General features: G+C 60.0%; 26 protein-coding genes and 1 riboswitch. Of the genes, 21 read left to right on the plus strand and 5 right to left on the minus strand.

The window, feature by feature from the left end; all coding sequences use genetic code 11:
* Nucleotides 1-71: 71 nt before the first annotated feature.
* The 5 genes from ACIF4X_RS23820 to ACIF4X_RS23840 all read left to right on the plus strand — a co-directional run bounded on the left by ACIF4X_RS23820 (nucleotide 72) and on the right by ACIF4X_RS23840 (nucleotide 4,747).
* Nucleotides 72-1,130 carry a DUF2066 domain-containing protein gene (locus ACIF4X_RS23820; protein WP_397483984.1) on the plus strand — a complete coding sequence of 353 codons (1,059 nt, stop codon included), beginning with the start codon at nucleotides 72-74 and terminating at the stop codon, nucleotides 1,128-1,130.
* A 34-nt stretch (nucleotides 1,131-1,164) separates the two neighbouring features.
* Nucleotides 1,165-2,238, plus strand: coding sequence for an AI-2E family transporter (locus tag ACIF4X_RS23825; protein WP_397483985.1), 1,074 nt, complete (start codon nucleotides 1,165-1,167; stop codon nucleotides 2,236-2,238).
* Nucleotides 2,239-2,443: 205 nt separating this feature from the next.
* Nucleotides 2,444-3,148, plus strand: a complete 705-nt coding sequence (gene hda / locus ACIF4X_RS23830) for a DnaA regulatory inactivator Hda (protein ID WP_397483986.1) — start codon at nucleotides 2,444-2,446, stop codon at nucleotides 3,146-3,148.
* Between the two features lie 226 nt (nucleotides 3,149-3,374).
* Nucleotides 3,375-3,992, plus strand: a complete 618-nt coding sequence (locus tag ACIF4X_RS23835) for a C40 family peptidase (RefSeq protein WP_007919826.1) — start codon at nucleotides 3,375-3,377, stop codon at nucleotides 3,990-3,992.
* 218 nt (nucleotides 3,993-4,210) lie between these two features.
* The gene (locus ACIF4X_RS23840; protein ID WP_397483987.1) at nucleotides 4,211-4,747 is read left to right on the plus strand and encodes a C40 family peptidase; all 537 of its coding nucleotides are present in this window, start codon (nucleotides 4,211-4,213) and stop codon (nucleotides 4,745-4,747) included.
* Nucleotides 4,748-4,824: 77 nt separating this feature from the next.
* Here the strand turns inward: ACIF4X_RS23840 and ACIF4X_RS23845 are convergent, their stop codons facing one another.
* On the minus strand, nucleotides 4,825-6,138 hold the full coding sequence (locus tag ACIF4X_RS23845) for a PQQ-dependent sugar dehydrogenase (RefSeq protein ID WP_397483988.1): 1,314 nt from the start codon (nucleotides 6,136-6,138) through the stop codon (nucleotides 4,825-4,827).
* A gap of 66 nt (nucleotides 6,139-6,204) precedes the next feature.
* Nucleotides 6,205-6,789 carry a hypothetical protein gene (locus tag ACIF4X_RS23850; RefSeq protein WP_397483989.1) on the minus strand — a complete coding sequence of 195 codons (585 nt, stop codon included), beginning with the start codon at nucleotides 6,787-6,789 and terminating at the stop codon, nucleotides 6,205-6,207.
* 163 nt (nucleotides 6,790-6,952) lie between these two features.
* Nucleotides 6,953-7,177: riboswitch (cobalamin riboswitch) on the plus strand.
* Nucleotides 7,178-7,256: 79 nt separating this feature from the next.
* Between ACIF4X_RS23850 and cobO the strand changes: the two genes are divergently transcribed.
* The 14 genes from cobO (at nucleotide 7,257) to ACIF4X_RS23920 (ending at nucleotide 18,799) form a co-directional block, all read left to right on the plus strand.
* Nucleotides 7,257-7,868, plus strand: a complete 612-nt coding sequence (gene cobO / locus ACIF4X_RS23855; RefSeq protein WP_003223053.1) for a cob(I)yrinic acid a,c-diamide adenosyltransferase — start codon at nucleotides 7,257-7,259, stop codon at nucleotides 7,866-7,868.
* Nucleotides 7,865-9,265, plus strand: coding sequence for a cobyrinate a,c-diamide synthase (locus ACIF4X_RS23860; protein ID WP_397483990.1), 1,401 nt, complete (start codon nucleotides 7,865-7,867; stop codon nucleotides 9,263-9,265). Before cobO ends, ACIF4X_RS23860 begins: the two co-directional genes overlap by 4 nt.
* Nucleotides 9,262-9,912 (plus strand): 5,6-dimethylbenzimidazole synthase, encoded by a 651-nt coding sequence (gene bluB / locus ACIF4X_RS23865; protein WP_397483991.1) that lies wholly within the window; start codon nucleotides 9,262-9,264, stop codon nucleotides 9,910-9,912. The genes ACIF4X_RS23860 and bluB overlap by 4 nt, the downstream gene beginning before the upstream one ends.
* Nucleotides 9,909-10,817 (plus strand): adenosylcobinamide-phosphate synthase CbiB, encoded by a 909-nt coding sequence (gene cbiB, locus ACIF4X_RS23870; protein ID WP_397483992.1) that lies wholly within the window; start codon nucleotides 9,909-9,911, stop codon nucleotides 10,815-10,817. The genes bluB and cbiB overlap by 4 nt, the downstream gene beginning before the upstream one ends.
* Nucleotides 10,810-11,802 (plus strand): threonine-phosphate decarboxylase CobD, encoded by a 993-nt coding sequence (cobD, locus tag ACIF4X_RS23875; RefSeq protein WP_397483993.1) that lies wholly within the window; start codon nucleotides 10,810-10,812, stop codon nucleotides 11,800-11,802. The genes cbiB and cobD overlap by 8 nt, the downstream gene beginning before the upstream one ends.
* Complete coding sequence (locus tag ACIF4X_RS23880) at nucleotides 11,799-13,250, plus strand: cobyric acid synthase (protein ID WP_397483994.1); 1,452 nt, start codon at nucleotides 11,799-11,801, stop codon at nucleotides 13,248-13,250. The genes cobD and ACIF4X_RS23880 overlap by 4 nt, the downstream gene beginning before the upstream one ends.
* Before the next feature lie 68 nt (nucleotides 13,251-13,318).
* Nucleotides 13,319-13,840 carry a bifunctional adenosylcobinamide kinase/adenosylcobinamide-phosphate guanylyltransferase gene (cobU, locus tag ACIF4X_RS23885; RefSeq protein ID WP_397483995.1) on the plus strand — a complete coding sequence of 174 codons (522 nt, stop codon included), beginning with the start codon at nucleotides 13,319-13,321 and terminating at the stop codon, nucleotides 13,838-13,840.
* Nucleotides 13,837-14,892, plus strand: a complete 1,056-nt coding sequence (gene cobT / locus ACIF4X_RS23890; protein WP_397483996.1) for a nicotinate-nucleotide--dimethylbenzimidazole phosphoribosyltransferase — start codon at nucleotides 13,837-13,839, stop codon at nucleotides 14,890-14,892. The genes cobU and cobT overlap by 4 nt, the downstream gene beginning before the upstream one ends.
* The gene (gene cobC / locus ACIF4X_RS23895) at nucleotides 14,889-15,464 is read left to right on the plus strand and encodes an alpha-ribazole phosphatase family protein (RefSeq protein ID WP_397483997.1); all 576 of its coding nucleotides are present in this window, start codon (nucleotides 14,889-14,891) and stop codon (nucleotides 15,462-15,464) included. The genes cobT and cobC overlap by 4 nt, the downstream gene beginning before the upstream one ends.
* A 1-nt stretch (nucleotide 15,465) precedes the next feature.
* The gene (locus ACIF4X_RS23900) at nucleotides 15,466-16,197 is read left to right on the plus strand and encodes an adenosylcobinamide-GDP ribazoletransferase (RefSeq protein WP_397483998.1); all 732 of its coding nucleotides are present in this window, start codon (nucleotides 15,466-15,468) and stop codon (nucleotides 16,195-16,197) included.
* A gap of 201 nt (nucleotides 16,198-16,398) precedes the next feature.
* The gene (locus ACIF4X_RS23905) at nucleotides 16,399-16,803 is read left to right on the plus strand and encodes a MarR family winged helix-turn-helix transcriptional regulator (RefSeq protein WP_397483999.1); all 405 of its coding nucleotides are present in this window, start codon (nucleotides 16,399-16,401) and stop codon (nucleotides 16,801-16,803) included.
* 53 nt (nucleotides 16,804-16,856) lie between these two features.
* Nucleotides 16,857-18,065, plus strand: coding sequence for an MFS transporter (locus ACIF4X_RS23910; protein ID WP_397484000.1), 1,209 nt, complete (start codon nucleotides 16,857-16,859; stop codon nucleotides 18,063-18,065).
* Nucleotides 18,062-18,184 (plus strand): hypothetical protein, encoded by a 123-nt coding sequence (locus ACIF4X_RS23915; protein WP_301336273.1) that lies wholly within the window; start codon nucleotides 18,062-18,064, stop codon nucleotides 18,182-18,184. The genes ACIF4X_RS23910 and ACIF4X_RS23915 overlap by 4 nt, the downstream gene beginning before the upstream one ends.
* A gap of 54 nt (nucleotides 18,185-18,238) precedes the next feature.
* Nucleotides 18,239-18,799 (plus strand): glutathione peroxidase, encoded by a 561-nt coding sequence (locus ACIF4X_RS23920; protein ID WP_250604158.1) that lies wholly within the window; start codon nucleotides 18,239-18,241, stop codon nucleotides 18,797-18,799.
* A gap of 182 nt (nucleotides 18,800-18,981) precedes the next feature.
* On the opposite strand, the gene ACIF4X_RS23925 is transcribed toward ACIF4X_RS23920, so the two are convergent.
* The 3 genes from ACIF4X_RS23925 to ACIF4X_RS23935 all read right to left on the minus strand — a co-directional run bounded on the left by ACIF4X_RS23925 (nucleotide 18,982) and on the right by ACIF4X_RS23935 (nucleotide 21,380).
* Entirely contained in the window at nucleotides 18,982-20,253 is a 1,272-nt protein-coding gene (locus ACIF4X_RS23925; protein ID WP_397484001.1) for an OmpP1/FadL family transporter, read from the minus strand.
* A 146-nt stretch (nucleotides 20,254-20,399) separates the two neighbouring features.
* A complete protein-coding gene (locus ACIF4X_RS23930; RefSeq protein WP_397484002.1) occupies nucleotides 20,400-20,882 on the minus strand; it encodes a hypothetical protein in 483 nt (160 codons plus the stop codon).
* Between the two features lie 273 nt (nucleotides 20,883-21,155).
* Nucleotides 21,156-21,380: a hypothetical protein gene (locus tag ACIF4X_RS23935; protein ID WP_003214941.1), complete on the minus strand. Its 225-nt coding sequence runs from the start codon at nucleotides 21,378-21,380 to the stop codon at nucleotides 21,156-21,158.
* A gap of 962 nt (nucleotides 21,381-22,342) precedes the next feature.
* Between ACIF4X_RS23935 and ACIF4X_RS23940 the strand changes: the two genes are divergently transcribed.
* Both ACIF4X_RS23940 and rmuC read left to right on the plus strand, forming a co-directional pair.
* The gene (locus ACIF4X_RS23940) at nucleotides 22,343-22,666 is read left to right on the plus strand and encodes a hypothetical protein (RefSeq protein ID WP_007919780.1); all 324 of its coding nucleotides are present in this window, start codon (nucleotides 22,343-22,345) and stop codon (nucleotides 22,664-22,666) included.
* Nucleotides 22,667-22,841: 175 nt separating this feature from the next.
* Nucleotides 22,842-24,206: a DNA recombination protein RmuC gene (rmuC, locus tag ACIF4X_RS23945; protein ID WP_397484011.1), complete on the plus strand. Its 1,365-nt coding sequence runs from the start codon at nucleotides 22,842-22,844 to the stop codon at nucleotides 24,204-24,206.
* The last annotated feature ends 33 nt before the right edge of the window (nucleotides 24,207-24,239 follow it).

Here is a 24,239-nt window from a genome sequence, read left to right on the forward strand (position 1 = left end):
CCAAGTGTCACAGCCTTGCTCAACCGGTTCACGCGGCGTGTTCCAGCCGCTCCTGTCGACGGGAATTCTCCATGCGTTTTTGTAAATTGTTGTTTGTGGGTTGTTTGTCTCTGATCAGCCTGGCGAGTCACGCCGAAAATCTCAAAGGCCTTTATCAAGTGCGCGAGCCGGTCAATGGCCAGGCGCCGGAGGAGCGTGATCGCGCCACGCAAGCGGCGCTCGACACCCTGATATTGCGCCTGACTGGCGATCCGAAAGCCCCACAAAACTCGGGGTTGGCGACGATTCGCAAGGATCCGCAGCAAATTATCAGTCAGTTCGGTTTTGACGCCGGGCCGCCGGAAGTGTTGAAGGTCGATTTCGATCCGTCGACCACCGAGCAGGCGTTGCGGCGTGCCGGGTTGTCGTTGTGGGGCGCCAGTCGCCCGTCGATCCTGAGTTGGTGGCTGAATGATTCGGCCGAAGGTTCGAGTCTGGTCGGTGATGGTCAAGCCGCCGCCGCGCCTTTGCGTACGGCCGCGCAACATCGCGGCTTGCCGTTGCGCTTGCCGCTGGCGGACCTGAGCGAGCAGCTTGTTGCCACGGCGCCAGCGCTGGAAGGCACGGACCCGGCACCGTTACGCGGCGCTTCCGAACGCTACAACGCTGACGCTTTGCTGGCGGTACATGCCCGTGAAGAGGGCGGGCAGTGGCAGGCCAAGTGGCATTTGTGGCTGGGCGATCAGAAAGAGGCGGGCAGTGTGCAGGGCGCCGATCAGGCTGCGGTCGCTGACGCGGTAATGCTGGCAGTGGCTGAGCGTCTGGCGCCACGGTTTGTTGCCAAACCGGGCGCTTCGGGGCAACAGACTCTGGAAGTGCAGGGCATGACCCTTGAGCATTACGCGACGCTGTTGCGGTTACTCGAACCGTTTGGCGTGCGTCTGCAAAGTGTCGATGGCGATCGCATCGTTTATCGGGTCAATGGCAGCGCCGATCAAATGCGTGCGCAATTGTCGCTGGCGAAGTTGCAGGAGTTGCCGGCTGAAGCCCCGGTGCCGGTCGCAGCACCACAACCTGCGGTTGCGGGCGCAGCACCTGTCGTGGCTCCGGCCCCGACACTGGTAGCACCTTCGTTGCGGTTTCGCTGGTAAGTCTTTCCTTATATAGAAGCATCAGGAGTGGTACATGGCCGATACGCGGCGTTGGTTCTGGCTCGGTGGGGTAGTCCTGCTGTGCGCGTTTGTATGGTTGTTGCACCCGATCCTCACGCCGTTTCTGGTGGCGCTGTTGCTGGCTTATCTGTTCGATCCGCTGGTGGATCGCCTGGAAAAACTCGGGCTGTCGCGCACGTGGGGCGTAATCGCGGTATTTGCCTTGTTCACCCTGATCGTTACTGCGCTGATGCTTGTGTTGGTGCCGATGCTCGCCAAGCAGTTGCTGCGTTTGTACGAACTGGCGCCGCAAATGCTCGACTGGCTGCAACACACGGCGTTGCCTTGGGCGCAGGCGAAGCTGGGTCTGTCGGATGGTTTCTGGAAGTTCGACAAGGTCAAGGCGGCGATCAGCGAGCACATGGGCCAGACCACCGACATCGTCAGTGTGGTGCTGAGTCAGGCGACGGCGTCGAGTCTGGCGCTGATTGGCTGGCTGGCGAATCTGGTGCTGATCCCGGTGGTGAGTTTCTACCTGCTGCGGGACTGGGACGTGATGATGGCCAAGATCCGCAGCCTGCTGCCGCGTGATCGGGAAGAGACCATTGTATCGCTGGCCGGTGAATGTCATGAGGTACTGGGCGCGTTTGTTCGCGGTCAGTTGCTGGTGATGGTGGCGCTGGGCGTGATCTACGCAGCGGGCCTGATGATTGTCGGGCTGGAGCTGGGGCTATTGATCGGTCTGATCGCGGGCCTGGCAGCGATCGTGCCGTACATGGGGTTCGTGATTGGTATTGGCGCGGCACTGATTGCCGGGTTGTTCCAGTTCGGTGGTGATCTGTACCCGATGGTCGGGATTGTCGCGGTGTTCATGGTCGGTCAGGCGCTGGAAGGCATGGTGCTGACGCCGCTGTTGGTGGGCGACCGCATCGGTCTGCATCCGGTGGCAGTGATCTTCGCGATTCTGGCGGGCGGCGAGCTGTTCGGTTTCACCGGTGTGTTGCTGGCGTTGCCAGTGGCGGCGGTGATCATGGTGCTGGTGCGTCATGTGCACGACTTGTACAAGGATTCCGACATCTATAGTGGCGTGGACGAGCCGGAGTTGTAATGGGCAGGGCGGCCCGGCGAATAGCCGGGTTGGCCCGTGTCCTGCAGGCGTTGGCGCCAAAGAATCTGTCATAAAACCAGAGCATTAACGCAAACCTTTGATTTTGCTTGGACTCTGTCGCATTGTGCGCTCAGCTTCACGGGTATAAACTTCGCAAACTTTACACAGAGGCCACTAACGGTTCCTTGAGAACTGTTCAGTCAGCATGAAACCGATTCAGCTGCCCCTAGGTGTGCGTCTGCGTGACGACGCCACCTTCATCAACTACTACCCAGGCGCCAATGCCGCTGCACTCGGCTATGTCGAGCGTCTATGCGAAGCCGACGCCGGCTGGACAGAAAGTCTGATCTACCTGTGGGGTAAGCACGGCGTAGGGCGTACGCATCTGCTGCAGGCGGCGTGTCTGCGATTCGAGCAGATGGGGGAGCCGGCGGTGTACTTGCCGTTGGCCGAGTTGATGGATCGCGGTGTCGAAATCCTCGACAACCTCGAACAGTACGAACTGGTATGCCTGGACGACTTGCAGGTGATCGCCGGTAAGACTGACTGGGAAGAGGCGATGTTTCATCTGTTCAACCGTCTGCGTGACAGCGGTCGGCGCCTGCTGATCGCCGCCTCGACCTCTCCGCGTGAACTGCCGGTCAAACTGGCTGACTTGAAATCCCGCCTGACCCTGGCGCTGATTTTCCAGATGCGGCCGCTCTCCGATGAAGACAAATTGCGCGCCTTGCAATTGCGCGCCTCGCGTCGCGGTCTGCACCTGACCGATGAAGTCGGGCATTTTATTTTGACTCGCGGCACCCGCAGTATGAGTGCACTGTTCGACTTGCTTGAACAGCTCGATCAGGCCTCTTTGCAGGCGCAACGCAAGCTGACTATTCCCTTCCTCAAAGAAACCCTCGGCTGGTAGCCATCCCTTTGGTTCTGCGGCTTTCAGCATGTTTCGGCATATTTCAGGCGCCAGAAAATCCGCTTTCCTGCACGGTATGCAGGCCGCGTATCGATTCAAATGGGCTTAAGCGCTTAGATGTAAACGAGAAACCGAGAAGTCACAAAAAGATCGATTGAATTTGCAAATGAGGCTGATAGCGGGCATAGTCTCGGCTTCTTTACAACTATCAGCCACGGTCGTGCCCATGCTAAAGCGCTTCGCACCCCTCGTGCCTCTCGCACTCGTCACCCTGTTGTACGGTTGCGCTGCTCATTCTCCAGTTCAAGAGCAGCCTCAACAGGTTAAAAATTCTGCCACGGCTCAGTCTTCCGTTATTTACCAGGAAGAGCTGGACACCGAAAAAGAACTCAACGAATTCAATGGCAAGAAGCCCTACCAGCTTCCTGTTCTGGCCGACAGCATCCTCGAACGCGGCATGTCCCTGATCGGTACCCGTTACCGTTTCGGTGGTACCTCTGAAGCCGGTTTCGATTGCAGCGGTTTCATCGGCTATCTGTTCCGCGAAGAAGCTGGCATGAACCTGCCGCGCTCGACACGCGAAATGATCAACGTGGATGCACCACTGGTATCGCGCAGCAACCTTGAGCCGGGCGATCTGCTGTTCTTCGCCACCAATGGTCGTCGCGGTCGTGTCAGTCACGCCGGGATCTACCTCGGTGACAACCAGTTCATCCACTCCAGCAGTCGTCGCAGCGGCGGTGTTCGCATCGACAGCCTGGGTGACAGCTACTGGAGCAAGACTTTCATCGAAGCGAAACGTGCATTGGCCAACGCTCCGACGGTCGTTACCGCTCGCAAGTAATCCCCGTTGTCGCTGCGTTCGCGGCGACAATCAGGCTCCCGGCAACGGAGTAGACCTAGACTTTACAAGGTGAAGTTAAAGTCTTACTTGAAGTTTGCCGCGTAGCCGCTAGAATCCTGTATCTAGTTTGATGGCAAACCGCCTGCGTGCTCACGCAGGCGGTTTTGTTTTCTGTCCATCGGCAGAAAAAGCCGCAGCCAGATCAGGATGTTCTGCTTATGACGATGTCGGCCCGCCTCACGTTGATCTTCTTCGCAGCGCTGCTCAGCGCCTGCGCCAGTCGCACGCCGCCACCTGCGCCGGTGGTTCGCGCACCGGTTGTGTTCGGTCCCTCCGAAGCTTTTTCGCCCGCTGCTGAAGACGTGCTGTTTCGTGCGCTCGGCCTGGTCGGCACGCCTTATCGTTGGGGCGGGAACACGCCGGATTCGGGTTTTGATTGCAGCGGTCTGATCGGTTTTGTCTACCGCGACGCGGCGGGCATCTCGTTGCCACGTTCGACGCGCGAGATGATCGTCATGCAGGCGCCGAATGTCGGCAAGGAAGGTTTGCAAACCGGTGACCTGATTTTCTTCGCCACCAATGGCGGCTCGCAGGTCAGTCATGCGGGGATTTACGTTGGCGAAGGGCGCTTTGTGCATGCACCGGCCACGGGCGGGACGGTCAAGCTCGACAGCCTCTCGAAGGCGTATTGGCAGAAGGCTTATCTGAGTGCCAAGCGGGTGTTGCAGCCGGAGCATCTGGCGCATAACCCTTAATAAAGACAACGCAAAACCTAATGTGGGAGCGACGTTGCGACCGTCGCTCCCACATGTGTTATGTGTCAGGCGGTAAGTTATTTGGCAGAAGACACTCGCCACACTTTGTTGCCGACATCATCCGCCACCAGCAAGCCACCTTGCTGATCGATCACCACGCCCACCGGGCGACCCAGCGCATTTTCATCCTTGTCGAGGAACCCGGTCAGCACATCCACCGGTGTGCCACTGGGCTTGCCGCCGGTAAACGGGACAAAAATCACCTTGTAGCCACTGTGCGGCTTGCGGTTCCACGAGCCGTGCTGGCCGATGAAGGCACCTTCCTTGAACTGCGCCGGCAGGTTGTTGCCCGCTGCGAACGTCAGGCCCAATGATGCGGTGTGCGGGCCGACGGCGTAATCGGGAGCGATGGCCTTGGCCACCAGTTGCGGATTCTGCGGCGAAACGCGGACATCAATGTGCTGACCGTAGTAGCTGAACGGCCAGCCATAGAACGCGCCGTCCTTGACCGACGTGATGTAGTCCGGCACCAGATCGCTGCCAATCTCGTCGCGTTCGTTGACCGCCGTCCACAGTGCGCCACTGCTTGGCTCCCACGCCAGGCCATTGGGGTTGCGAATGCCTGAGGCGAAGATCCGATGATTACCGGTCGCCCGGTCAACTTCCCAGATCGCTGCGCGGCCTTCTTCCTTATCCAGACCATTTTCGCCAACGTTGCTGTTCGAGCCGACGGTGACGTACAACTTGCTGCCGTCCTTGCTGGCGATGACGTTTTTGGTCCAGTGGTGATTCAGCGTCCCACCGGGCAAATCGACAACCTTGATTGGCTGTGACTTGATTTCGGTGGCGCCCGGTTCGTAGTTAAAGCGCAGTAGGCGATCGGTGTCGGCCACATACAGATCATTGCCAACCAGCGTCATGCCGAACGGTGAATTGAGGTTCTGCAGGAACACCGTACGTGTCTCGGCCACGCCGTCATGATCGGCGTCACGCAGCAAGGTGATGCGATTCGGACTCGGCACGCCTGCGCCAGCCTTGCCCATGACCTTCTTCATCACCCAGCCGCGAATGCCACTGCTGTCATCCGGCTTCGGCGGGGCGTTGGTTTCCGCTACCAACACATCGCCATTGGGCAGCACATAGAGCCAGCGCGGATGATCGAGGCCTTCGGCGAATGCCGCGACCTGGGTGCCGGCCGCCGCTGTCGGTTTGCCGCCGTCGGGCCAGCCAACCGCCGGGGCGATGTTCACCGTCGGGATCAGGGTCTTGTTCGGTTCGGGCAGCTTCGGTGACGGGCCGGTGCCGTCGGAGACTTGCAGGCTGGAGGATTCACCGCAGGCGGCGAGCCCTCCGGCGAAGGCGATGACAAAAACGAGCTGGGGCTTGCGCATTGCTGATCTTCCCTATGAATGCATTCCTAATCATAGAGGAGGGCGCAAGCCCGATGGTTCAACTGCTCAGCCGCGCGCTTCCTTGAACAGCACGGCGATGCCCGGGTGATAATTGCCCGCCTCGCTGCGCAATTTGCGATAGGCATAGGGGAAATACCAGGCGACCGCGCAGGTGTGTTCCTTTTGCAGGTCGTCGACCATGTCCTGCAGCTCTTCGGGGCTGGCGCTGTGCTGGGCTTTTTGCGGTGCGACGAACAGGCAGCCAAGCTTGAGATCGCTGGCATAGCTGATGCGCTTGGCGTCGTTGGTGATGTCCAGCAGGGCTTGAGTCAGATTGAGGTTGGTAACCTTTGGCCAGCGCTGGGTGGCCTGGATGAAGGCGCGGTCTTCGGCGCCGGCGAGAAACAGATCGGCGCGGGCATTACGCTCGCCTTCTTCATTCTGTTTACGCGTGGCAGTGTCGTTCAGCGTGACCAGCTCGGCCATCCACGCCGCCGCTGTGAGCAATCCGAGATTGGCTTTCTCGTCATGCCAGTAAGGTGTGTCGCTGTCGCCGCGCACGGCGTTGTAACGGTCGATACAGTCAAACCAGCGTTCAAGCACCGGGCGCAGGAATTCCAGGCGCGGGTTGCTGATGATCATGCCTTGCATCGTCATCATCCTTTATTGTTGTGGTGGGCTTTTCGGGAAAAGCATGGCTCTTTGATATCATTTGTATGAGTGTGGCACAAGATTGGCGTCAGATAGTTGATCGACGGCAGTTATTCGCCCGATGGCTTCCTCTTCAATTGACGCTCCACCCCCAACCCTCTAACCTTCGCGGCTTGTTTCAGGTGCTCTGTGACCTGCGTCGACAGAGTGAAACAGGGAAGCCGGTGAGGGTTGTCTTCAAGCGAAGAGCCACCACGATCCCGGCGCTGCCCCCGCAACGGTAAATGAGTGAACACTGCGTCGAATGCCACTGCTCAAGCGGGAAGGCGCGCAGTCAGGCCAACGCCGCTCATGAGCCCGGAGACCGGCCTGATCCATCCAGCGGCATCACGGTGGGCGATGCCAGGCTTTTTGCCGTCTATTCTTGTGCCTGCCCGCCGTTATCCAGCCTCAACGGAGAGCTCCCCATGACTGATTCCCCCGAGCGCGACGAACGCCATCTGGCGCGTATGCAGCGCAAAAAAGCCGTGATTGACGAACGTATCGCCAACTCGCCTGACGAGTGCGGCCTGGTGCTGGTGCTGACCGGCAACGGTAAAGGCAAAAGCAGCTCGGCCTTCGGCATGCTCGCCCGCGCCATGGGCCACGGCATGCAGTGCGGCGTGGTGCAATTCATCAAGGGCCGCAACAGCACCGGCGAAGAATTGTTTTTCCGCCGCTTCCCCGAGCAAGTGCGTTTCCACGTGATGGGCGAAGGCTTTACCTGGGAAACCCAGGATCGTCAGCGCGACATCGCCGCCGCCGAAGCCGCGTGGGCGGTCTCTCGCGAGCTGTTGCGTGATCCTTCGATCGGTCTGGTGGTGCTCGACGAATTGAACATCGCCCTCAAGCACGGCTACCTCGATCTCGATCAAGTGCTCAGCGATTTGCAGGCGCGTCCGCCGATGCAGCACGTGATCGTCACCGGTCGTGCGGCCAAGCCGGAAATGATCGAAATGGGCGACACCGTGACTGAAATGGGCATGCTCAAACACGCCTTCCAGGCGGGCATCAAAGCGCAGAAAGGCGTCGAACTTTGAATCAACCACGTCACTGCCCGGCGGTGCTCATCGCCGCGCCGGCCTCCGGTCAGGGCAAGACCACCGTCACCGCCGCACTGGCCCGTTTGCATCGCAATCAGGGGCGCAAGGTGCGCGTGTTCAAATGCGGCCCGGACTTTCTCGACCCGATGATTCTTGAGCGTGCCAGCGGTGCGCCGGTGTATCAACTGGACATGTGGATGGTCGGCGAGCAGGAAAGTCGTCGTCTGTTGTGGGAAGCCGCCGCCGAGGCGGACCTGATTCTGATCGAAGGCGTGATGGGTCTGTTCGATGGCACGCCGTCCAGCGCCGATCTGGCGCGGCATTTCGGTGTTCCGGTGCTTGGCGTGATTGATGGGACGGCCATGGCGCAGACCTTTGGTGCGTTGGCGCTGGGTCTGGCGAAGTATCAACCGGACCTGCCGTTTGCCGGTGTGCTCGCCAATCGCGTCGGCACCTTGCGTCATGCGCAATTGCTCGAAGGCAGCCTCACGGAAGGTTTGCGTTGGTATGGCGCGTTGTCTCGCGAGACCGGTATCGAATTGCCGAGTCGCCATCTCGGTCTGGTCCAGGCCAGTGAATTGAATGACCTCGATGTACGTCTCGACGCCGCTGCCGACGCTCTCGCCAGCAGTTGCGAGGTAGCGCTGCCACCGGCGGTTGAGTTCGCCGCGCCTGACATCATCGCTGTCGAGCCGCTGCTGAAGGATGTGCGCATTGCCGTTGCGCGCGATGAAGCGTTTGCCTTCACCTATGGCGCGAGTCTCGATCTGCTGCGGGCGATGGGCGCCGAGCTGAGTTTCTTCTCGCCGATCCGCGATACCCAATTGCCTGAAGCGGATAGCCTGTATTTGCCCGGTGGTTATCCGGAATTGCACCACGTGGCGTTGTCGCAAAACACCGCGATGGTTGAGGCGATTCGTGCCCACCACGCGGCGGGTAAACCGCTGCTCGCTGAGTGCGGCGGCATGTTGTATCTGCTCCATTCTTTGACTGACGTCGAAGGCGCTCGCGCTGACCTGGTCGGGTTGCTCAAAGGCGATGCGGTGATGCAGAAGCGTCTGGCGGCGTTGGCGTTGCAAGCGGTGGATTTGCCGGAAGGTTCGTTGCGCGGCCACACTTATCACCACTCCCTGACCACCACCGAATTGACACCGATTGCCCGTGGCTTGAGCCCGAATGGCGGACGTGGCGCTGAAGCGGTTTATCGTGAGGGGCGGATGACGGCCTCTTATGTGCACTTCTATTTCCCGTCGAATCCTTTGGCTATCGCTGCACTATTCGCACCTGACCTTGAGGCCGCCATCGCTGGCAAGCCAGCTCCCACAGTGGGCGGTGAGCTTCCTGAAGCAATGCAATCCCCTGTGGGAGCGAGCTTGCTCGCGAAGAGGCCATGACCGACAACGCATTCTCCGAAACCGAGCGCCAAGCGGTCTACAAAGCCATCGCCGAACGCCGCGACATGCGCCACTTCACTGGCGGCACCGTCAAGCCGGAACTGCTGCGCCGATTACTGGAAGCCGCCCACCAGGCCCCAAGCGTCGGCCTGATGCAGCCGTGGCGTTTCATCCGCATCAGCGACCGGACCCTGCGCAGCCAGATCCAGAATCTGGTGGAAGAAGAACGCGTGCGCACCGCTGAAGCCCTCGGCGAGCGCAGCGACGAGTTCATGAAACTCAAGGTCGAAGGCATCAACGATTGCGCTGAAGTGCTGGTCGCCGCGCTGATGGATGATCGCGAAAAGCATATCTTCGGTCGCCGCACGCTGCCGGAAATGGACATGGCCTCGCTGTCCTGCGCTATCCAGAATTTGTGGCTGGCCTCGCGCGCCGAAGGTTTGGGCATGGGCTGGGTTTCGTTGTTCGAACCGCAAGCACTGGCCGATCTGTTGAGGTTGCCCGACGGCGCCAAGCCGCTGGCTGTTTTATGTCTGGGCCCGGTCAAGGAATTCTATCCGGCGCCGATGCTGGTACTCGAAGGGTGGGCGCAGGCGCGGCCGCTCAATGAGTTGCTGTATGAAAATTATTGGGGAGTGAGTCAATGAGTGTGGCGTTGTTGAGTGTCGCCGCAGTGGCGCTGGATGCGCTGTTGGGTGAACCGAAACGCTGGCATCCGCTGGTGGCGTTCGGCAATTTCGCCGGACGTATCGAGCAACGTTTCAACGCCGGTGGCCGGGGCTGGCGCAGCCATGGCGTCACCGCGTGGGTGATCGCGGTGCTGCCGCTGACCTTGCTCGCCACTGCATTTTCCTGGGCGCCGTATGTGGGCTGGGTCGTCGAAATTCTCGCGTTGTATTGCGCCCTCGGCATGCGCAGCCTCGGCGAGCATGTCGCGCCGGTAGCCGTCGCGTTGCGCGCGGATGATCTGGACGAGGCGCGCAAGCGTGTCGGCTATCTGGTCAGCCGCCAGACGGAGGAACTCGACAGCGCTGCGGTCGCCCGCGCCGCCACTGAGTCGGTGCTGGAAAACGGCAGTGATGCGGTATTTGCCGCGCTGTTCTGGTTTGTCGTGGCTGGCGCACCGGGCGTGGTCCTCTATCGCTTGAGCAACACGCTCGATGCAATGTGGGGCTATCGCAACGAACGCTTCGAGCGCTTTGGTTGGGCGGCGGCGAAAATCGACGACGTGCTGAACTACATTCCTGCGCGTCTGGTGGCATTGACCTACGCGCTGCTGGGTAAAACCCGACTCGCTCTGAAGTGCTGGCGCACACAGGCGCCGCTATGGGACAGCCCCAACGCTGGCCCGGTAATGGCAGCCGGCGCTGGTGCGCTGGGCGTGGAGTTGGGTGGGCCGGCGATCTATCACGGCGAACTGCACGAGCGTCCGCAACTCGGCGAAGGGCCACCGGCCGATGCCGACTCCATCGACCGTGGCTGGCAATTGGTCCAGCGCGGCGTATGGTTATGGCTGCTGATTCTCTGCGTGGGGGCTGAATTCTATGCTTGAGCACGGTGGCCGGCTGCGCAAGGCGGCACTCGATTACGGCATTGCCGAGGCTGACTGGCTCGACCTGTCCAGCGGTCTGGCGCCGTGGCCGTTCCCGATCCCGGAAATCCCGCTGCGCGCCTGGGCGCGCTTGCCGGAAACCGATGACGGTCTGGAGCAAGCCGCGTGCGATTTCTACGGTGCCGCTCAGGTGTTGCCGGTGGCTGGTTCACAGATGGCCATTCAGTTGCTGCCGCGTTTGCGCCGCGCCGGCAAAGTCGGCGTGTTGTCGCCGTGTTATGCCGAACATGCCGAAGCCTGGCGCCGCAGCGGTTACATCGTGCGCGAAGTGCTGGAGCAGGAAGTCGAATTCTTTCTCGACAGCCTCGACGTGCTGGTGGTGGTCAACCCGAACAACCCGACCGGCCTGAGCCTGACCCCGGCACGCCTGCTTGATTGGCATGCGCGGCTCGCCAGGCGTGGTGGTTGGCTGGTGGTCGATGAGGCGTTCATGGACAACACGCCGCCATTGAGTCTGGCGCCGTATGCTCATCAAGTCGGGCTGATTGTGTTGCGTTCGTTCGGCAAGTTTTTCGGTCTGGCCGGGGTGCGTCTGGGCTTTGTGCTGGCCGAGCGCAAGTTACTCAAGCTGCTCGCCGAACAGGTCGGGCCTTGGGCGGTGAACGGGCCGACGCGGGTGCTTGGCCAAGCGTGTCTGCAAGACACCGAAGGGCACACACGCCAACGGATTCGCAGCGATGAAGCCAGTGAGCGTCTGTCGGCGCTGCTGGAACGCTACGGCTTCAAGCCGCAGGGTGGTTGCGCGCTGTTCCAGTGGCTGATCACCGAACACGCCGAGGTGCTGCACGCGTTCATGGCCCGTCGCGGCATTCTTCTGCGCATCTTTACGCAAAACAGCAGTCTGCGCTTTGGCCTGCCCGCCGACGCGACTGAAGAGGCGCGTCTCGAACAGGCTTTAATCGCTTTCGCCAAGGATCACGCATGACCACCCTGATGGTGCAGGGCACCACTTCCGACGCCGGTAAAAGCACACTGGTGACAGCGCTGTGCCGCTGGGCGACGCGCCAAGGCGTAGCGGTCGTACCGTTCAAGCCGCAGAACATGGCGCTCAACAGTGCTGTGACCGCCGACGGCGGTGAGATCGGCCGCGCGCAAGCCGTGCAGGCGCAAGCGGCATTTCTCGATCCGCACACCGACATGAACCCGGTACTGCTCAAGCCCAACAGCGACACCGGCGCGCAAGTGATCATCCATGGTCGCGCGGTGACGTCGATGAATGCCGTGGCGTATCACGACTACAAAGCCATCGCGATGAAAGCGGTGCTCGCGTCCCACGAGCGGCTCAGCGCTGCGTATCCGCTGGTGATGGTCGAAGGCGCGGGTTCGCCGGCGGAGATCAATCTGCGTGCCGGTGACATCGCCAACATGGGTTTTGCCGAGGCGGTGGACTGCCCGGTGCTGCTGATTGCCGACATCAATCGCGGCGGGGTTTTCGCGCATCTGGTCGGCACCCTGGAGCTGCTCTCGCCGAGTGAACAGGCGCGGGTCAAAGGCTTCATCATCAACCGTTTTCGCGGCGACATCGCCTTGCTGCAACCGGGCCTCGACTGGCTGGAACAGCGCACCGGCAAACCGGTAGTGGGCGTGCTGCCCTATGTGATGGATCTGCATCTGGAGGCCGAGGACGGCATCGATCAGCGCCAGACCGACAAGGCCGAACAAGTGCTGAAAGTGGTGGTGCCGGTGCTGCCGCGCATCAGCAATCACACTGACTTTGATCCGCTACGTCTGCATCCGCAGGTTGATCTGCAATTTGTCGGCCCGGGGCAGGCAATTCCTGCCGCCGATCTGATCATTCTGCCGGGGTCGAAGAGTGTGCGTAGCGATCTGGCCTACCTGCGCACCAATGGTTGGGATACGGCGATCTCTCGGCACTTGCGTTATGGCGGCAAACTGCTGGGGATTTGTGGTGGCCTGCAGATGCTCGGTGAGCAGGTGCATGATCCGCTCGGCCTCGAAGGTGCGCCGGGCACGAGTGCCGGTTTGGGCTTGCTGGCGTTTGAAACCACGCTTGAAGCCGAGAAGCAGTTGCGCAACGTGCGCGGACGATTGGCACTGGAAGATGCCGACGTCAGCGGCTATGAAATTCATGCCGGCGTGACCAGCGGACCGGCAATGGAAAACGCTGCGGTGCATCTGGACGACGGTCGTTGTGATGGTGCGCAGAGCGCGGATGGGCAGGTGTTCGGCACCTATCTGCATGGCCTGTTCGAATCGCCGGCGGCGAGTGCGGCGTTGCTGCGCTGGGCCGGGTTAAGCGATGTGCAGGAGGTGGATTATCACGGCTTGCGTGAGCGCGATATCGAGCGCTTGGCGGATCTGGTGGAAAAGCATCTGGATACCGAGCTGTTGCGGCAGCTCTGTGGGATTTAAGGTGAATTCATCGCTAGTCTGCTAACGATGACTGAGGTCGCCACACCGAATATTTACAGGATGAACCCATGCTCCAACTGATCCTCGGCGGCGCCCGCTCCGGCAAAAGCCGCCTCGCGGAAAAACTCGCCAGTGAAAGCAATCTTGCGGTGACCTACATCGCCACCAGCCAACCGCTGGACGGTGAAATGAACGACCGCGTCGCCCATCACCGCGCCCGCCGTCCCGCCGAATGGGCGCTCATCGAAGAGCCGCTGGAACTGGCCCGCGTCCTGCGCGAATTCGCCAGCGCCGAGCGTTGCCTGCTGGTCGATTGCCTGACCCTGTGGCTGACCAATCTGCTGATGCTCGACGACGCTGAACGCCTCGCCGCCGAGCGCCAAGCCCTGCTCGACTGCCTGGCGTCCTTGCCGGGTGAAATCATTTTTGTCAGCAACGAGACCGGAATGGGTGTCGTGCCGCTGGGCGAATTGACTCGCCGCTACGTCGATGAAGCCGGTTGGCTGCATCAAGCTCTGGCCGAGCGCTGTCAGCGTGTTGTCCTGACCGTCGCCGGCCTGCCCCTGACTCTGAAAGGACCTGCGTTATGACTCAATCCTGGTGGCTGAACCCGTGCAAACCGGTCGACATTCATGTCGTTGAACAAGCGGCGGCGCGGCAGCAGCAACTGACCAAACCGGCGGGTTCGCTCGGTCGACTGGAATCGGTAGCGGTGCAACTGGCCGGTCTGCAAGGCCAGGTCAAACCGACGCTTGCGCAGGTGTGGATCGCGATTTTTGCCGGCGATCACGGCGTGGTGGCTGAAGGTGTTTCGGCGTTCCCGCAAGAAGTCACCGGGCAGATGTTGCTCAACTTTGTCAGCGGTGGCGCGGCGATCAGCGTGCTGGCGCGTCAGCTCGGCGCGCAGCTGGAAGTGGTCGATCTGGGTACGGTGAATCCATCGCTGAACCTGCCGGGTGTGCGCCATTTGAACATCGGCGCGGGCACGGCGAACTTCGTGCAGGGCGCGGCGATGACTCAGGTCCAGGGCGAGCGGGCATTGCAGGCCGGTCGCGACAGTCTGCTGCGAGCGAAAGCGGCGGGTGCGCAGTTGTTCATCGGTGGCGAAATGGGCATTGGCAACACCACGGCGGCGAGTGCCCTGGCCTGCGCCTTGCTCGATTGCCCGGTGGTACACCTGACGGGTCCCGGCACTGGATTGAATGCCGAAGGTGTGAGCCACAAGGCGCAAGTGATCGAACGTGCATTGGCGTTGCATGCAGCGCAGCGTGGCGATGCGTTGCAGACGCTGTTCAATCTGGGAGGTTTTGAAATCGCCGCGCTGGTCGGTGCGTATCTGGCAGCGGCGCAGGAAGGCGTTGCGGTCTTGGTCGACGGCTTCATTTGTACGGTCGCCGCGTTGGTCGCCGTGCGCTTGAATCCGGCCTGTCGCGAGTGGCTGTTGTTCGGTCACCGTGGCGCCGAGCCAGGCCATCGCCATGTGCTGGAAACCCTGCAGGCTGAGCCGTTGCTGGAACTCGGTCTGCGTCTGGGCGAGGGCAGTGGCGCTGCGCTGGCGGTGCCATTGTTGCGTCTGGCCTGCGATCTGCACGGGCAGATGGCGACATTCGCCGAAGCTGCGGTGGCGGATCGTCCGGCATGACATTGCATCTGGATCTGCTGCGCCACGGTGAGACTGAACTGGGCGGTGGGCTGCGTGGCAGTCTCGACGATGCGCTGACCGAAAAGGGCTGGGCGCAGATGCGTGCGGCGGTGGTCGAGGGCGGGCTGTGGGATCGGATCGTCAGTTCTCCGTTGCAACGTTGCGCGCGGTTTGCCGCAGAGCTGGGTGAGCAACTGAACCTGTCAGTGCATCTGGACAAGGATCTGCAGGAACTGCATTTCGGTGCGTGGGAAGGGCAGAGCGCGGCCGCGTTGATGGAGACCGATGCTGAAGCGCTGGGGTTGTTCTGGGCCGATCCGTATTCCTTTACGCCACCACAAGGTGAGCCGGTCAGCGAGTTTTCCTCCCGAGTGTTGGCGGCCGTTGCACGCCTGCACAGCGCCTACGCTGGTGAGCGGGTTCTGCTGATCAGTCACGGCGGGGTGATGCGCTTGTTGCTGGCGCAAGCACGAGGGTTGCCGCGCGAACAACTGCTCAATGTCGAGGTTGCTCATGGTGCACTGTTTGCGCTGACGATCGAGGCCGACGGTTCACTCAAGGAAGGTCGCTGACATGTTGCCGCTGTGGATCGCCCTGCAATTTCTCAGCAGCCTGCCGATCCGCTTGCCGGGGATGCCCGAGCCGGAACAGCTTGGCCGTTCGCTGCTGTTTTATCCGCTGGTGGGGCTGCTGTTCGGGGGGATCCTGTGGGCGTTGAATCTCGCTTTGAGCGGCGCGCCGTTGTTGCTGCATGCAGCGTTGCTGTTGACGGTTTGGGTGCTGCTCAGCGGTGCGCTTCACCTTGATGGTCTGGCCGACAGCGCCGATGCCTGGCTCGGTGGTTTTGGTGATCGCGAGCGTACGCTGTTGATCATGAAAGATCCGCGCAGCGGACCGATTGCGGTGGTGACGCTGGTGTTGGTGTTGCTGCTGAAGTTTGCCGCGTTGCTGGCACTGATCGAACAACAGCAAAGTCTTGCGTTGGTCATCGTGCCATTGCTCGGGCGGGCGGCGTTGTTGGGGTTGTTTCTGACCACGCCGTATGTGCGTGCCGGTGGGTTGGGGCAAGCGTTGGCGGACCATTTGCCGCGCAAGGCCGGATGGTGGGTGTTGGGCGCAAGTGCGCTGGCGTGCTTGCTGATCACCGGTTTTAGCGCGGTTGTCGCGTTGCTGATCGCTGTCGGTGTGTTGATCTGGTTGCGGCAGGTGATGCTGCGGCGGTTGGGTGGGACGACCGGCGATACGGCGGGGGCGTTGCTGGAATTGCTGGAGATGATGGTGTTGGTTGGATTGGTTTTGGTCTGAGAGATTGTCGCTGGATGTGCTGGCCCTATCGCTGGCAAGCCAGCTCCCACAGGTTTTGCAGTGGATCGTAGATTTTGTGCGCGCTATTGAACCCTGTGGGAGCTGGCTTGCCAGCGATAGCGATTTGTCAGGCAATACAAATGTTATGGGTAAACTCATCTGTAACTTGATTTAACATAGTCGCGGGTATATACACGCATCATGCTTCCTTCTCAGTGTTTGTGCACCAACCTGCGTCGCGCCGCTCGTGGCGTCAGCAGGCATTACGACGGCGCTCTCGACGGCTTCGGGATCAACGTTGCCCAGTATTCTTTGCTGTGCAACTTGCAGCGTCTCGATCAACCCAGCATCTCGGAACTCGCTGAGGCGATGGGTCTGGATCGCAGCACCCTCGGACGCAATCTGCGCGTGCTGGAAGGCGAGGGGCTGGTGGCAATGGCCGAGGGCGAAGACATGCGTAACCGCATCGTCAAGCTCACCGAAACCGGTGTGCAGCGTCTGGCAGCCGCACTGCCGGCCTGGGAAGCGGCGCAACAACGGTTGATCGACCGGCTCGGCGCTGAAAAGCGTGAAACCTTGCTCAGATTGCTGGATGAACTGGCCTGAGGCCGGTTTTTTCCAAACTAAAGCGGGTATATACCCGCAAGCGGAGAATAACAATGACATCGATGTGGCGTACGTGCGGTTGGGTATTGGTGGGGAGTGCGCTGATCCTGGCGTTGTCATTGGGCGTGCGGCACGGCTTCGGGTTGTTTCTGTCACCGATGAGTGCGCAGTTCGGTTGGGGGCGCGAAGTGTTCGCCTTTGCCATTGCTCTGCAGAATCTGATCTGGGGTCTGGCGCAGCCCTTCACCGGCGCACTGGCTGACCGTTTCGGCGCGGCAAAGGTGGTACTCGTCGGTGGGATCCTCTACGCGGCGGGCCTGGTGTGCATGGGCCTGTCTGATTCGGCGGTGACGTTGTCACTGAGTGCCGGTCTGCTGATCGGTATTGGTCTTTCGGGCACTTCGTTTTCGGTCATTCTTGGTGTCGTGGGTCGTGCTGTGCCGCCAGAGAAACGCAGCATGGGCATGGGTATCGCCAGCGCCGCCGGTTCGTTCGGCCAATTCGCCATGTTGCCGGGCACGCTGGGCCTGATCGGCTGGCTCGGCTGGTCGGCCGCGCTGCTGGTACTGGGCCTGCTGGTGGCGCTGATCGTGCCGCTGGTGAGCATGCTCAAGGACAAGCCGCTGCCGGTGCTCGGCCATGAACAAACCTTATCCGAGGCCCTCCGCGAAGCCTGTTCGCATTCGGGTTTCTGGTTGTTGGCGTTCGGCTTTTTTGTCTGCGGTTTTCAGGTGGTGTTCATCGGTGTGCACTTGCCAGCGTATCTGGTCGATCAGCATCTGCCCGCCAGTGTCGGCACCACGGTGCTGGCGTTGATCGGGCTGTTCAATATTTTCGGCACTTACACCGCTGGTTGGCTGGGTGGGCGCATGTCCAAACCGCGTCTGCTGACGGCGTTGTACCTGTTGCGCGCGGTGGTGATTGCGCTGTTTCTGTGGCTGCCGGTAACGACCACGTCGGCCTACCTGTTTGGCATGGCAATGGGTTTCCTGTGGCTGTCGACGGTGCCATTGACCAACGGTACGGTGGCGACCTTGTTTGGCGTGCGCAATCTGTCCATGCTCGGTGGCATTGTGTTCCTGTTTCATCAGCTCGGCTCATTCCTGGGCGGCTGGCTGGGCGGGGTGGTGTATGACCGAACCGGAAGTTATGACTTGATCTGGCAAGTGGCAATTCTCTTGAGTCTGCTGGCTGCCGCGCTGAACTGGCCGGTGCGCGAACGACCGGTCGCCCGCCTGCAAGCCGCTGCGAGCGCCGCATGAGTCGACTCTGGCCGCGTATTGTCATCACCGCACTCGGCGCCGCTTTGCTGGCGCTGGTGTGGTGGGGCTGGCATCAGGGCGGTCTGGCACTGATGCAGTTGGGCATGAGCATTTGCTAGAACGTAGCGTGGCGAGTAACGTCGAAGTCTGACGACTGCTCAAGGATGTTCGACATGCTGATGCGCTGGTGTGCTGTTCCCGCGTTGCTGATGGCGTTGACTGGTTTGGCTCAGGCCGCCGACTGTCCCGAATTGCTGCAAGGCTCGCTGCCCAAGTTGCGAGCCAAGGAATCCATTGACCTGTGCAAGCAGTACGCCGACAAGCCGCTGGTGGTGGTCAACACTGCCAGCTTCTGCGGTTTTGCCCCGCAGTTCGAAGGCCTTGAAGCGCTGCATAAGCGCTACGAGGGGCAAGGGCTGCAAATGCTTGGTGTCCCTTCCAATGACTTCAAGCAAGAGTCCAAGGACAGCGCCGAAACCGCCAAGGTCTGTTACGCCAATTACGGCGTGACGTTCGCCATGACCGAGCCGCAGAAAGTCCGTGGCGATGACGCGACGCATCTGTTTCAGGTGCTGGCGGCACAGAGCAGCGCACCGAAGTGGAATTTCTACAAATATGTGGTCGATCGCCAAGGCAAGGTGATCGCCAATTTCTCCAGCCTGACCAAACCCGATGATCCGGAGTTTATCGCCGCGATCGAAAAGGCGATTGCCTCGAAACCGCTGAAACCCTGATTTGTAGGAGCTGCGGCACGCTGCGATCTTTTGATTTTAAAAAAACAGATCAAAAGATCGCAGCCTCGTTGCACTCGACAGCTCCTACGGGTCGCACAAAATTCAGGCATTAAAAAGCCCCGCTTTCTGTAAAGAGAGCGGGGCTTTTTTGTGGGCGAAGGGCTTAGCCTCGCCGTGCAGCATCAGAAGCGGTAGGTCGCGCCGACACCGAAGCCGTTTGCCGAGTTTTCATACTTGGCGTCGTAGGTCTGGCCGCGATCGTTTTCGTTGCGGATCTTGACCGACTCTTCCTTCAGGTACGAGTAAGCAACGTCGATGGTCAGGTCTTCGGTCGGGCTCCAGCCAGCACCGATGCTGAAGATAGTCCGGTCACCGGTAGGAATGCGCGGCGAACGGTCGACGTTGTTGGTCGGCGACTGGTCGAAGGTCAAACCGGTACGCAGTACCCATTCCTTGTTCAACTGGTACGAAGTACCCAAGGCGTATGCCCAGGAGTCGTGCCAGTTCTGGTCTTCGGTGATTTCACCGAACTGACCGGCCAGCAATGGCTGCACACCGGAGTTCTTGACGGTGATTTTTTCCAGCTGGCTCCAGCGGGTCCAGGTCGAACCGGCGTAAACGTTCCAGCGATCGTTGATTGCCTGGGTGACCGAGAAGTCGATGGACTCAGGGGTGGTGATCTTCAGCGAAGCGTCGTACTTCTGGTTGGCGCCCAGACCAATTGCACCCAGCACACCGTAATTGACCTTGGTGTTGCCTTCGAGCTTGTAGTCGACTTTCGAGTGGTAAGTCAGACCCAGGCGAGTGGTGTCAGTGGCTTGTACCAGCACACCGATGTTGTAGCCCAGCGCGGTGTCGTCACCCTTGATCTTGACCTTGCCATCCGGCGCGGCCTGAGTGACCGACAGATTGGATTCCAGCGTGCCGTCGATGCGGTTGATGGTCGGACCGAAACCGATCGATACCTTGTCGTTGAAGGCGTAGCTGACGGTTGGCTGGAAAGTGATCACTTGTACTTCGGATTTGCTGCCGAAGTAACGGCCGGCAAAGCCTTTTTCGTAGTCGGTAATCAGACCGAACGGCACATAGACGCCGAGGCCGAATGCCCAATGATCATCGATCGGTTTGACGTAGAAGCCCATAGGTACGGAGGTGAAGGGCACCATGTCGCCTTTGTTGCTGCCGCCGTTAGGGCTGGAGCTGGCATCGCTGATATCGGTTTTTGCATCGAGGAATGCAACGCCGCCAGTAACTTGTTCGCGCTTGAGGCGCGACATGCCGGCAGGGTTGCCATAAACAGTGCTTGCGTCGTCGGCAGAAGAAGATCGCCCAGCGTAACCAGTGCCCATCCCGCTGATGCTGTGTTCGTTGATGGCAAAGCCAGCTGCGAAGATCTGGGTGGATGCCATGGTAACGGCGAGGCTAAGGGTGGTTTTGAGCATGACTTTTTTCATTATTAGAACTCCTGGTGATCACCGGGGCGAAAATTACCAAGATTTTCGTCCCAGCGCTATAGTCCGTATGCCTTGAGTTAGAGCGGTTTTGTAGGACAATCCGACCAGATTCGCGACCTGTTGGCAGATCTTCTGAAACCCGGCGGTCAGCAAGCGACCTGATTCACCGTTGAAACACAGGTGTGCCAGGCATAAGTGAAGTCGCGCAGACGACCCTGGGGTTGAAAGGTCTGGCGCCAGATACGCGCCATTCCCAGCAAATCGTTGGAATCGGGGAGAGTGGGGTTGTGTTCTTCCACCAGCAGCCAGGCAATCGCCGTGGCGTAACGCAGATTGACCGTCAGCTCCAGGTGTGGACCGCTCAGGAAAGCATGTTGACTGGCGAGGCCGCGCACCAGGCTGGCGCGTTCCGGGTCGAGCGCCAGGTAATCATCCCAAAGGGCCTGATGGCGATGCTCGGCGATGCGGTAGAGGCCGTGCCCGCGGCGGTCATGCAGGGCGGAACCCAAGGCTGACTGGCTGGCGGCGATGCCCAGCAGCAAAGATTCGGCAGTCGCGCTGTGACGTCCCAGGTAGATCAGCGTAGGACGGATCACGTAGCGGCACAGTTCGCTGGCAGCGATACCCATAAAACCCTCGGTTCTTGTTATTAATGGCGAGTCCTGAAGGGGGCTTGGCAGCTGTGGATCGGTTCAGGCTCGCCGCAAGCGGATCACGCCGCTTGAGTTGAAGTGTAGTGTCATATTCGCGACGTAAAGGCCTGTTTTTAAAATATTTCCCTCTGCGGGGAATATCCGTTATATCCGATGGTGCTTAGCCGCTGAGGGGTAAAAGCGAAACATCGGGCAATAAAAAGCCCCGCATTATGTGCGGGGCTTTTGCTTTTGCAGCCTTTTCGGCTTTCAGGCAACCAGTGCCTGACGGGTACGATCGATCACGGCCTGCAGCGGTTCAGCGCTGGAGTACTGATCGGGGTATAGACGCTCGCTGTGGCGGGCGATACCGTGTTCGTTGACCAGTGTGAAGCTGAAGCAGCCTTTGCGAGCGGCCATGATCAGGCAGTTCATTGGTGCAAAAGCGTTGGTTAGGGTGCGAATGGCATCCTGAGTATGGATTTGAGTAGACATAGTTATTAGGTGTTCCTACAAATGACACGGATAAGAACCGTGCAACGTTAAAACGTTCCAGTAACGTCGACCACCATTGGTCGAACGAAGAACCCGACTGGAACAAAGCAGCCAGTTTGAAGCGCTGATAAGTTGGCGCGCTTGGGCTGGCAGGTAGGTACTTAGGAGGGCAGGCATCACAACGAGGGCAAAGGTTCTGGGCCCGGGGTGAAGATCCTGATCAATTTGCAGGTTGGTTCGGTCAGAGTAAGTGTTCTTCGCAACACCCTTCGCATCATTCGAAGGCAGTGTCGTCGCAAGATTTACCTGGAAACCATCGAGGGGTCGTTCCCGCTTTTTCGGTAGGGCTTCTTGGGAGAAGGCTGACCGTGGGGATGTGTTCGACCGGAATTGACTTTCAGCTTGGTACTAACGCCGCGGATACTAACGGATCGAAACGGGTAAAGCAAACTTCGTGTAGAAAAACATTGCAGCCACAGATTGAGTCTGCTTGGGCTGTTGAGTGACTTGCCCGTAATTGGCGCATTTTTTGACCGTCGGTCAGTGAAGATATCTTCATCAAGACGCGCGCCAGACTGGTTTATCCCCAGACCGACTGCCAAAACGACCCGGAAAAGCGCAGCGATATAACCAGGTAACAGGTACTTGTGCACATTAGTTGCGCAGGCTGTAACGGCGCTGTCATACCAATCCTGACCCCGGTGGCTGCCTGCAACGAAAGTTTAAGTCAATGAAAAACATCGCTTTTTTTTGTTGGTGAAAAAATCGTCAGTTTGACTGCGAGCCCCATTCCATAAGGCTTTGCGAGGGTTGGAGGACGGTTGTCCACTGAGTTATCCACAGCTTCTGTGGATTGTCCCGAGCGCTTGCTCTAGGACGGGCGTGCCGGGTTGTTTTTCGACTTTACCTGTAAGAAAAAGAGAGTAGAGTGGCGCGCCTTCCGATTCGTCCCACAGTGCTTTATGAAGTTTCGCTCAGTATCAGACTCTGTTACCTCACAGCCTTCTCCTGTTACCCCGCCCAAGCGATTTTCCGTTCGCGTTGCCGAATGGCTGCTCGACAGCCCGCGCCTGAGCGACAGTCACAATGCCAAACACCTCGCTGGCCGCCTGCTCAAACAACCGGCGCGTGATGGCGTGGTGGTTGCGCAAAGCCGTCTCGGCCAATTGATGTGCCGCGAATGCGGGAATGCACGGGACCGTCGCATCGGTCAGGATCTGCTACGCCAGGCCGCCCGCGCTGGTGATCGTCGCGCGCAGCAGGAACTCGGTCTGCTCGAAGACTGAGCTGTCCAAGACCTGACACCTTGGTTAACCTTCAGGCTTTATAAGATCGGCGGGAGTGGCTATGGCGATGGACTTGACCAGCGTATTGCTGGGGCTTGCAGCGGCGGGATTGCCACTGCTGGCGCTGGCCTGGCAACTGCAACGCCGGGCGAGCAATGGGCAGGCCGAAGTGGCCCTGCTCGAAGAGCGACTGGCCATGGCGCAACTGGCACAGGACGGGCTCAACGCGCAGCTTGATGCCAGTCGCGACGAAGTCGCCGATCTCGGTCAGGCCAATGCCGCGAAGCAGGCTGATCTCGCCGCCTTGCGCCGCGAAGTCGAGTTGCTGCAAATCGAGCGCGACGACGCCCGCGATGCCTCTCACGCCTGGAACCTCGAACGTGCGAACAAGGAAGCTGAGCTGCGCCGCCTCGACGCACAGGCCGCCTCACTGAACGCCGAACTGCGCGAGCAACAGGAAAGCCACCAGCAACGCCTCAACGACCTGCAAGGCTCACGCGATGAACTGCGTGCGCAGTTTGCCGAACTCGCCGGGAAGATCTTCGATGAGCGCGAGCAGCGCTTTGCCGAGACCAGTCAACAACGTCTTGGGCAGTTGCTCGATCCGCTCAAGGAGCGCATCCAATCCTTCGAGAAACGTGTGGAAGAAAGTTATCAGGCCGAGGCCCGCGAGCGTTTCTCGCTGGCCAAGGAGCTGGAGCGCTTGCAGGCGCTCAACCTGCGTCTGAGCGACGAAGCCACTAACCTGACCCGTGCCCTGAAAGGCCAGAAAACCCAAGGCAACTGGGGCGAGCTGATTCTAGAGCGTGTGCTTGAGCACGCCGGCCTGGAGAAGGGCCGCGAGTACCAGACCCAGGTCAACCTCAAAGGCCCGGATGGCGAGCGCTTCCAGCCTGACGTGATCATTTACCTGCCGGGCGACAAGCAAGTGGTGGTGGACTCGAAGGTGAGTCTCACCGCCTATCAGCAATACGTTGCTGCCGACGACGACTCCCTCGGGCAGATCGCGATCAAGCAGCACGTCCTGTCGTTGCGCAATCACGTCAAAGGCCTGGCCGGCAAGGATTACAAACGTCTGGAAGGCCTGCACAGCCTCGATTTCGTTTTGCTGTTCGTGCCGATCGAAGCGGCGTTTTCGGCGGCGTTGCAGGCTGAGCCAGCACTGTTTCAGGAAGCCTTCGACCGCAACATTGTCATCGTCAGTCCGACGACGTTGCTGGCGACTTTGCGCGTGATCGACAGTCTGTGGAAGCAGGAGCGCCAGAGTCAGAACGCTCGGGAAATCGCCGAGCGCGCCGGGTGGCTGTACGACAAGTTCGTGCTCTTTATTCAGGATCTCGACGAGGTCGGCAATCGACTGCAACAGCTGGATAAAGCCTACAGCTCAGCGCGTAACAAGCTGACAGAAGGGCGCGGCAACCTGGTCAGTCGCAGCGAGCAGCTCAAATTGCTCGGTGCGCGGGCGAGCAAGAGCTTGCCGGCGGACTTGCTGGAGCGGGCGATGACCGATGTCGATGGGCTCGTCGAACTTCCTGAATAAAGATCAAAAGATCGTCCGAACGCGGCCCGAGCC

Origin of the sequence: Pseudomonas sp. NPDC085632 (assembly GCF_044541255.1) — a bacterium.
Lineage (GTDB): Bacteria > Pseudomonadota > Gammaproteobacteria > Pseudomonadales > Pseudomonadaceae > Aquipseudomonas.

Excerpts from the sequence above, each read along its gene's own strand:
- ACIF4X_RS23820 (WP_397483984.1), top strand. The coding sequence starts at position 72 with ATGCGTTTTTGTAAATTGTTGTTTGTGGGTTGTTTGTCTCTGATCAGC.
- ACIF4X_RS23825 (WP_397483985.1), top strand. The coding sequence starts at position 1,165 with ATGGCCGATACGCGGCGTTGGTTCTGGCTCGGTGGGGTAGTCCTGCTG.
- hda (WP_397483986.1), top strand. The coding sequence starts at position 2,444 with ATGAAACCGATTCAGCTGCCCCTAGGTGTGCGTCTGCGTGACGACGCC.
- ACIF4X_RS23835 (WP_007919826.1), top strand. The coding sequence starts at position 3,375 with ATGCTAAAGCGCTTCGCACCCCTCGTGCCTCTCGCACTCGTCACCCTG.
- ACIF4X_RS23840 (WP_397483987.1), top strand. The coding sequence starts at position 4,211 with ATGACGATGTCGGCCCGCCTCACGTTGATCTTCTTCGCAGCGCTGCTC.
- ACIF4X_RS23845 (WP_397483988.1), bottom strand. The coding sequence starts at position 6,138 with ATGCGCAAGCCCCAGCTCGTTTTTGTCATCGCCTTCGCCGGAGGGCTC.
- ACIF4X_RS23850 (WP_397483989.1), bottom strand. The coding sequence starts at position 6,789 with ATGCAAGGCATGATCATCAGCAACCCGCGCCTGGAATTCCTGCGCCCG.
- cobO (WP_003223053.1), top strand. The coding sequence starts at position 7,257 with ATGACTGATTCCCCCGAGCGCGACGAACGCCATCTGGCGCGTATGCAG.
- bluB (WP_397483991.1), top strand. The coding sequence starts at position 9,262 with ATGACCGACAACGCATTCTCCGAAACCGAGCGCCAAGCGGTCTACAAA.
- cbiB (WP_397483992.1), top strand. The coding sequence starts at position 9,909 with ATGAGTGTGGCGTTGTTGAGTGTCGCCGCAGTGGCGCTGGATGCGCTG.
- cobD (WP_397483993.1), top strand. The coding sequence starts at position 10,810 with ATGCTTGAGCACGGTGGCCGGCTGCGCAAGGCGGCACTCGATTACGGC.
- ACIF4X_RS23880 (WP_397483994.1), top strand. The coding sequence starts at position 11,799 with ATGACCACCCTGATGGTGCAGGGCACCACTTCCGACGCCGGTAAAAGC.
- cobU (WP_397483995.1), top strand. The coding sequence starts at position 13,319 with ATGCTCCAACTGATCCTCGGCGGCGCCCGCTCCGGCAAAAGCCGCCTC.
- cobT (WP_397483996.1), top strand. The coding sequence starts at position 13,837 with ATGACTCAATCCTGGTGGCTGAACCCGTGCAAACCGGTCGACATTCAT.
- cobC (WP_397483997.1), top strand. The coding sequence starts at position 14,889 with ATGACATTGCATCTGGATCTGCTGCGCCACGGTGAGACTGAACTGGGC.
- ACIF4X_RS23900 (WP_397483998.1), top strand. The coding sequence starts at position 15,466 with ATGTTGCCGCTGTGGATCGCCCTGCAATTTCTCAGCAGCCTGCCGATC.
- ACIF4X_RS23905 (WP_397483999.1), top strand. The coding sequence starts at position 16,399 with ATGCTTCCTTCTCAGTGTTTGTGCACCAACCTGCGTCGCGCCGCTCGT.
- ACIF4X_RS23910 (WP_397484000.1), top strand. The coding sequence starts at position 16,857 with ATGACATCGATGTGGCGTACGTGCGGTTGGGTATTGGTGGGGAGTGCG.
- ACIF4X_RS23915 (WP_301336273.1), top strand. The coding sequence starts at position 18,062 with ATGAGTCGACTCTGGCCGCGTATTGTCATCACCGCACTCGGCGCCGCT.
- ACIF4X_RS23920 (WP_250604158.1), top strand. The coding sequence starts at position 18,239 with ATGCTGATGCGCTGGTGTGCTGTTCCCGCGTTGCTGATGGCGTTGACT.
- ACIF4X_RS23925 (WP_397484001.1), bottom strand. The coding sequence starts at position 20,253 with ATGAAAAAAGTCATGCTCAAAACCACCCTTAGCCTCGCCGTTACCATG.
- ACIF4X_RS23930 (WP_397484002.1), bottom strand. The coding sequence starts at position 20,882 with ATGGGTATCGCTGCCAGCGAACTGTGCCGCTACGTGATCCGTCCTACG.
- ACIF4X_RS23935 (WP_003214941.1), bottom strand. The coding sequence starts at position 21,380 with ATGTCTACTCAAATCCATACTCAGGATGCCATTCGCACCCTAACCAAC.
- ACIF4X_RS23940 (WP_007919780.1), top strand. The coding sequence starts at position 22,343 with ATGAAGTTTCGCTCAGTATCAGACTCTGTTACCTCACAGCCTTCTCCT.